Origin of the sequence: Blautia sp. HCP3S3_D9, from assembly GCF_052063845.1 — a bacterium.
GTDB lineage: Bacteria > Bacillota > Clostridia > Lachnospirales > Lachnospiraceae > Blautia_A.
Window position 1 is genome coordinate 1 of record NZ_JBQHWS010000155.1, and the last position, 6,743, is coordinate 6,743.

Annotated in this window: 9 protein-coding genes; all 9 read right to left on the reverse strand. The window is 39.8% G+C overall.

Annotation, left to right across the window (positions count from 1 at the left end):
- Positions 1 to 33: 33 nt before the first annotated feature.
- The gene (locus tag ACTNES_RS18375) at positions 34 to 399 is read right to left on the reverse strand and encodes an ATP-binding protein (RefSeq protein WP_441040321.1); all 366 of its coding nucleotides are present in this window, start codon (positions 397 to 399) and stop codon (positions 34 to 36) included.
- Positions 400 to 566: 167 nt separating this feature from the next.
- Positions 567 to 734, reverse strand: a complete 168-nt coding sequence (locus ACTNES_RS18380) for a hypothetical protein (protein ID WP_441040322.1) — start codon at positions 732 to 734, stop codon at positions 567 to 569.
- Between the two features lie 472 nt (positions 735 to 1,206).
- Positions 1,207 to 2,544 (reverse strand): citrate/2-methylcitrate synthase, encoded by a 1,338-nt coding sequence (locus ACTNES_RS18385; RefSeq protein ID WP_441040323.1) that lies wholly within the window; start codon positions 2,542 to 2,544, stop codon positions 1,207 to 1,209.
- Positions 2,522 to 3,028, reverse strand: coding sequence for a MarR family winged helix-turn-helix transcriptional regulator (locus ACTNES_RS18390; protein WP_441040324.1), 507 nt, complete (start codon positions 3,026 to 3,028; stop codon positions 2,522 to 2,524). The genes ACTNES_RS18385 and ACTNES_RS18390 overlap by 23 nt, the downstream gene beginning before the upstream one ends.
- A gap of 73 nt (positions 3,029 to 3,101) precedes the next feature.
- Positions 3,102 to 4,715, reverse strand: a complete 1,614-nt coding sequence (groL, locus tag ACTNES_RS18395; RefSeq protein ID WP_441040325.1) for a chaperonin GroEL — start codon at positions 4,713 to 4,715, stop codon at positions 3,102 to 3,104.
- Positions 4,716 to 4,761: 46 nt separating this feature from the next.
- Positions 4,762 to 5,046: a co-chaperone GroES gene (gene groES / locus ACTNES_RS18400; RefSeq protein ID WP_075681758.1), complete on the reverse strand. Its 285-nt coding sequence runs from the start codon at positions 5,044 to 5,046 to the stop codon at positions 4,762 to 4,764.
- A gap of 211 nt (positions 5,047 to 5,257) precedes the next feature.
- Positions 5,258 to 5,692: a MarR family winged helix-turn-helix transcriptional regulator gene (locus ACTNES_RS18405; RefSeq protein ID WP_441040326.1), complete on the reverse strand. Its 435-nt coding sequence runs from the start codon at positions 5,690 to 5,692 to the stop codon at positions 5,258 to 5,260.
- A 167-nt stretch (positions 5,693 to 5,859) separates the two neighbouring features.
- A complete protein-coding gene (locus ACTNES_RS18410) occupies positions 5,860 to 6,243 on the reverse strand; it encodes a hypothetical protein (RefSeq protein ID WP_441040327.1) in 384 nt (127 codons plus the stop codon).
- Between the two features lie 136 nt (positions 6,244 to 6,379).
- Positions 6,380 to 6,743 (reverse strand): PD-(D/E)XK nuclease domain-containing protein (locus tag ACTNES_RS18415; RefSeq protein WP_441040328.1); only part of this gene is annotated, 364 nt, incomplete at its 5' end.

Below are 6,743 nucleotides of genomic sequence, written 5' to 3' on the forward strand. Positions count from 1 at the left end.
CCGAGATCTACACTAGGTAGGTCGTCGGCAGCGTCAGATGTGTATAAGAGACAGGATATAAACATCCACATGGTCTCTGATATAAAGGCTGTCAACCGCCTTCTCGAATGACGGAACTTCCTGAACCTCATCCAAAAAGATGTATGTCATCTTATCTGCACACAAACGTTCTTTGAGGTAGTTGTACAGCTTCATATAATCTTTTAAAGGTTCGTAATCCAGATTTTCAAAATTGATAGAAATAATCTGTTCTGGTGTGACTCCATTCGCTAAGAGTCTCTGCTGATACTGTTCCAGAAGTACAGATTTTCCACAGCGACGAATTCCGGTCACGACCTTAATCTGCTGCTCGTCTTTCCATGCCCAAAGTTGGTCAAGATATTCTTTTCGTTCAACCATATCTGCATTTCTCCTTTTTTCTCAGTATAGCATATTATACGCAGAATATCAAATTATTTTCCCATTTCGGAAATTTTTATTTTATTCAACCTAATATTTTCCAGTTTCAGAAACGCATCGGATACGAGGCACAGCCCCTTTTCGGGGCGTGTACCTTTTGGGTGCTGTTAGGCGTTTGGGTTGGCTTCCTTCCAAGCCTCGTACTCATCGACCAGCTCCGCTTTCGTCAGGAAGAAAAGGATCAGCTTCAGCGTTTCCTCGTTGTTCCGCAGGCTATAGCGCTTGTCCTCTGCTGCCCTGCAAAGGCTCCCTAGGTCGTTGCAGCTGAGGGTCATGTCCTGCTTGAAGGCGATACTACCATCTTAACATCAATACACCACTCATAGGGTCTGCCCTTGCGGGCGGTCGCCTTCGACCGTTGCCAAGTAATATGTTTCTGCTTCTTTTAAGAACTTAACGATTTCTTCCATTTTTGTTGTATTCCTTTCATCTATCCAAATTCACTTTGCATATTTGATTCCCATTTCGCTAACATTAACAAGCCAGTTGATCTTATGTTCATTCTGGCAAGTATAACCCATGTTAAGCAGGGCATCCTTCACCTTATTCTCACCTTTAAATGGTCAGACCCAAAAATCTTTCTTAATTCCTTTTCAGCCTTCTTCAAAGCTGTCAGGACTTTTTCTATATCTTTCTGACGGGTGTTCAAATAAACACCCCTATGAAGTCTGCTGCTCTTTAATTTTATGTATATGCTGACGCATTATTTTATTATTACACCATCTGAAATCTTGGTTAGAAAGCTCTCTAACTGAGTCTTTTTTCTTCCATAACACTCATATATGCTGGTCTGATGATTTTATCCGTGCAAATCATCTCTTCTATTCTGTGTGCACTCCAACCTACGATTCTAGCTACTGCAAACATGGCTGTATAAAGTTCTACCGGTATACCCAGCATATCGTAGACAAATCCACTGTAAAAATCTACATTGGGACTGACACCTTTATAGATATGTCTTTTATCTGCTATGATCTTTGGAGCAAGCATCTCTATGTTTTCATACAATTCAAGATCTTTTTGCCTTTTCTTTTCCTCTGCCAGTTGTTTTACATAATCTTTAAATACTCTCTCCCTCGGATCAGAAATAGAATATACTGCATGTCCCATTCCATAGATTAAGCCCTTTTGGTCAAATGCATCTTTATCAACAATCCTTCTTAAGTATGCTTCTATCTCATCCTTATCTGAATAATCCTTTATATGCACCCTAATATCATCCATCATTTCCATTACCTTAATGTTGGCGCCTCCGTGTTTTGGTCCTTTTAGCGAACACATTGCTGCTGCCATCGTAGAATAAGTGTCAGACCCGGATGACGTAACGACTCTTGTGGTAAATGTAGAATTATTACCTCCTCCATGTTCCATATGCAAAATGAGTGCCGTATCTAAAACCTTTGCCTCTGTAAGGGTATATTTCCTGTCTGGTCGCAGAAGCATCAATAGATTTTCCGCGGTGGAAAGCTGTTTATCGGGATGATGAATATACATACTCTCATTTTTTTCATAATGATTGTAAGCATTATATCCATATACTGCCAACAATGGGAGCTCACTGATGAGCTGGATGCACTGACGCAGCGAATTGCTGACACCTGGTTCTTTTACCTTTTTATCATAAGATGCCAGGGTAAGAATACTTCGGGTCATGGAATTCATGACATCCTCCGAAGGTGCTTTCATAATGACATCCCTTGTAAAATTGGTTGGCAATGTCCTACACTCTCCAATAATTCTATCGAAGTCTTCCTTCTCTCTTTCATCAGGCAGTTTTCCCATCAAAAGAAGATATGCTATTTTTTCAAATCCAAACTCATTTTGTCCTAAACAATGAATCAAATCTTCCACTCGATAGCCCCGGTACCACAATTCCCCATCGCAGGGAATCTTCTGATTATCAACAATTTTTGAAGACACTATTTTTGATATGTTGGTAAGTCCTGTAAGGACACCTTTCCCATTTTCATCTCTAAGCCCTTTGTTTACGCCATATTCTTCAAATAACCGCGGAGCAATGTTATCATTTTTCAGACAAACTGCTTCCAATTCTTCAAAATAATCATTCATCTGCTCCGTTGTCATCTCTATTCACCTCCAGATTCTCCACCTCACTGCTCATAATAGTTTCCAACTGCTTCATAAGCTGTAGTAACTGAATCAAATTATCCTTTCCAAACTTTTCGAACACCTTCCCGTAATACTTCTTAAGTGTTTCTTCCTGCGCCCTTAACAGGCTTCGTCCGCTTTCAGTAATTGTAACATAGGTGCCCTCACTGCCGTTACCGTCATGAGACCATAATACATATCCTACGTCTCGTAGCTTTTCTACCATTTTAGAAATCTGTCGCATCGTCATCTGAAGCTTGTCCGCTAAATCCTTCAGAAAGACTCGTCCTGAATAAATGTCGGATGTCTCCTCCATTGCAATATATTGTAATGCAATGTATTCTGGGATACTCATTTTCATAAAGACATCTTTTCTATGCTCCCGGTTAAACAAGTGCCTTTGGTATATCAATTCGTTGGACAGCTTTATAATATCTGTATTTCCTATAGTTTCTGCCATATTACTCCTCCTTTATTTAAAATAAGGGAAGCAACAGACTGTCACTTCCCTTCGTAAAAGAGAATGGATTATTTTAATAGCCCATTTCCGGTTGTGCCGGCATTGCAGGTGCTGTTTCCTTAATATTTGCCACAGCAGCCTCCGTTGTTAATAAGGTTGATGACACACTAATCGCATTGGAAAGTGCACTTCTTGTAACCTTGACAGGATCAATAATTCCTGCATCGACCATATTGACGTACTGTTCAGAAATTGCATCAAAGCCTATGCCCTCATCTGACTCCTTTACCTTATTGATGATGACAGCACCCTCTAGGCCTGCATTTTCAGCAATGGCACGAAGCGGAGCCTCCAATGCCTTGGCTACAATCTCTGCTCCTGTTCTCTCATCACCCTCCATGCTTGATATCATGTCATATACTGCCTTTTGTGCGTGAACATAAGCAGATCCGCCGCCACTGATGATTCCCTCTGACACAGCAGCCCTAGTGGCATTTAATGCATCCTCCATACGATACTTAGCTTCCTTCATCTCTGTTTCAGTTGCAGCTCCAATCTTAATAACTGCAACACCACCGCCGAGCTTAGCCACCCGGTCTACCAGCTTATCCCTGTCGTACTCAGAAGCATCTGCAGCCTGTCTCTTAATCATTGCGATTCTTTCTTCAATGTCCTGTTTCTTGCCCTCGCCATCCACGATGGTTGTATGTTCCTTTGTTACTTTAACTGATTTAGTCTGTCCAAGCATATCAACTGTGATATCCTTTAATTGCATGCCAAGGTCATCGAGTACTGCCTGTCCACCTGTCAGAATTGCAATATCCTTTAACATCTCCTTACGACCATCACCATACCCCGGTGCCTTTACAGCTACGACCTTGAGTGTGCCTCTCAACCTGTTTACGATTAGTGTTGTAAGTGCTTCACCCTCTACGTCATCTGCAATAATCAGCATTTCTCTTCCCTGCTGCATTACCTGCTCCAATATAGGAAGAATATCCTTTATATTAGATATCTTTTTGTCCGTAATCAAAATGTATGGATGATTCATATTAGCTATCATCTTTTCTTTATCATCACACATGTAAGCAGATAAATAACCGTTGTCAAACTGCATTCCCTCTACAACCTCTATCTCTGTCTGCATCGTCTTTGATTCTTCTATTGTGATGACGCCATTCTCTCCAACCTTTTCCATTGCATCGGCAATCATTGTTCCGACTTCATCATTACCTGCAGATATTGCAGCAACCTTTGCAATGTGATCTTTTCCGGTTACAGGCTTGCTCATTTTAACCAGTGCTTCAATAGTTGTATCTGCTGCTTTCTTCATTCCTTTTCGCAAAATAATTGGATTTGCACCTGCTGCTATATTTTTCATACCCTCGCCTACTAGAGCCTGTGCCAAAACAGTTGCCGTTGTCGTGCCGTCTCCTGCAATGTCATTCGTTTTGGTTGCGACCTCTTTCACAAGTTGTGCACCCATATTCTCATAAGGATCTTCCAGTTCAATCTCCTTTGCAATCGTAACACCATCGTTCGTAATCAAAGGAGTTCCGTAAGATTTATCCAATACAACGTTACGTCCCTTAGGTCCGATTGTCACCTTTACTGTATCTGCCAGCTTATCAACGCCTGCTTCCATCTTTTTTCTTGCATCGATATCAAACAAAATTTCCTTTGCCATGTTAATTCCTTCTTTCTACATATAAAATAACTGTATTTTTATTTTACTACTCCACAATTGCAATAATATCGGACTGATTTACGATGATATATTCCTCATCCTCCAACTTAACATCTGTACCGGAATACTGAGAATAAATCACACGGTCGCCTTCTTTTACCTGCATTTCTGTTTTCTTTCCATTCTTTTCACTTCCAGGTCCTACTGCAATGACAACAGCTGTCTGTGGCTTTTCTTTTGCACTATCCGGTAATATAATTCCGGACTGGGTTTTTTCTTCTGCTTCCTGCTGTTTTAAAACAACACGCTCTCCTAATGGTTTTAACTGCATAATCATTACCTCTTTTCTTTATTGTTAGCACTCTCTTGTATTGAGTGCTACTTATTTTGTAAAAAATATATGCTTCATATGAAGCATATATAAACAGTTTGTTTCCAAACTGTTTGTTTAAAAAGGATTATAGCACATAAAAAACCTATGTCAACCTATTTTTTCAAAAGAAATAAAAAAATTGCACACCGATTACTCGGTGTAACAATTCCTAGTCATTCTCCAAGAATCTGTCTATATTATGACTAATCTGCTCAGACACCCGGTTAAATACCGCCAAAGAACTTTCATCAATTCCTTCCACCACCTTGGCGGTTAACTCTGCCCAGAGAATCTCCATTTCCTGACAAAGATGTTCCGACGCATCAGTCAGCTCATATTTCACATATCTGCGATCTTTATCATCTCTTTTGCATACAATGTATCCTTGTTTAACAAGATTCTCTAAAGTAGTAGACATATGACCTTTATTCATCTGCGTGTACCGACATATATCCGTCAATGTTGTTATATCATCATAATGAGATAGCAAATAAACAACTTCCAGTTCCAATCTGTTTAGGTTTGTCTTATTTTTTACATCAACCATAGCTTTTTCAAGAAGACGATTAAACTTTCCACCTCTCAAATTTTTTTCAATATTCATCAAAATTTCACTCCTATTTTGTTTTTACTCTTTTTACAAAATATCAAATTAATCCATCAAAATTTTTTTCATGGGACATCTTATCGTTTATCATATCATATCGCCTACATTTTTTCCACATAAACCACCCCAGTATTTCACTGCCCGAGTGCCATCAAATCCTATTTCTATACTCTTACTTCAAATCCGTTCTTGAACATGAATCTTATATCGTCCTTGGATTTCACAATCACTTCCTGTACAAGACTGCTCCAAATCCCGGCATCGAACTCGCAGGTTAAGCCGTCCTGCTTCTCCAAAGTTCGAATGAACCCTTTGAACAATTCTCTCTTCGCCTTCTTGCTTTCTATCTGCTCGGCGATGTCATCATACTTAGCTTTTGCCTTTTCATACCTTGCCGTAAGTTCGGCATAGCGTTTTTCATACTCATCTTGATCTAATGCCACCCGGCTGTTCTCCGCAATGGCAATCTGCATCTGCTCCGAGATGATGTTAAGTTCTGCGATGCTATCCTGCAAATCCCTGTCAAGCAAATCCGTCTCACAGACCATTCCCATCATAACTTTGGTGTTGGCAAGACTTCATAGGGTTAGACCCTGGAAGCTGGAAGTACACTCCTCCAATTTTATCCTAGTATCTTGTAGAGTCTGATTCTTGCGGTTTCTTATATATATTTTTCAGATTCTATTACACTTTTTCAATTATGCACTGATGCTTTTTACTTTTCTTGTCATAATTAATTCCTACAAGCAAAATATCACCGGTATAATCTGAAATCGAGGATGGGCATTTTCTGTCTTTAATCTGCTGTATTGCCGTTTGCACTTTCTGGTTCCATTTCAATTCAACAACCAATGCAGGATAAACACTTTTATATTCAGGCTTAGGGATAAAAATAAAATCTGCAAATCCGCGTCCTGTAGGAAATTCACGAACCGGTTTAAAATAATACTGCATGGTTCCCAGATAGGCAATGGCTAATACGCTGTTTAATGAATTTTCATCATGATACCTGATGACAGAAGCGTATTCCTGTCTCTTATACACATCT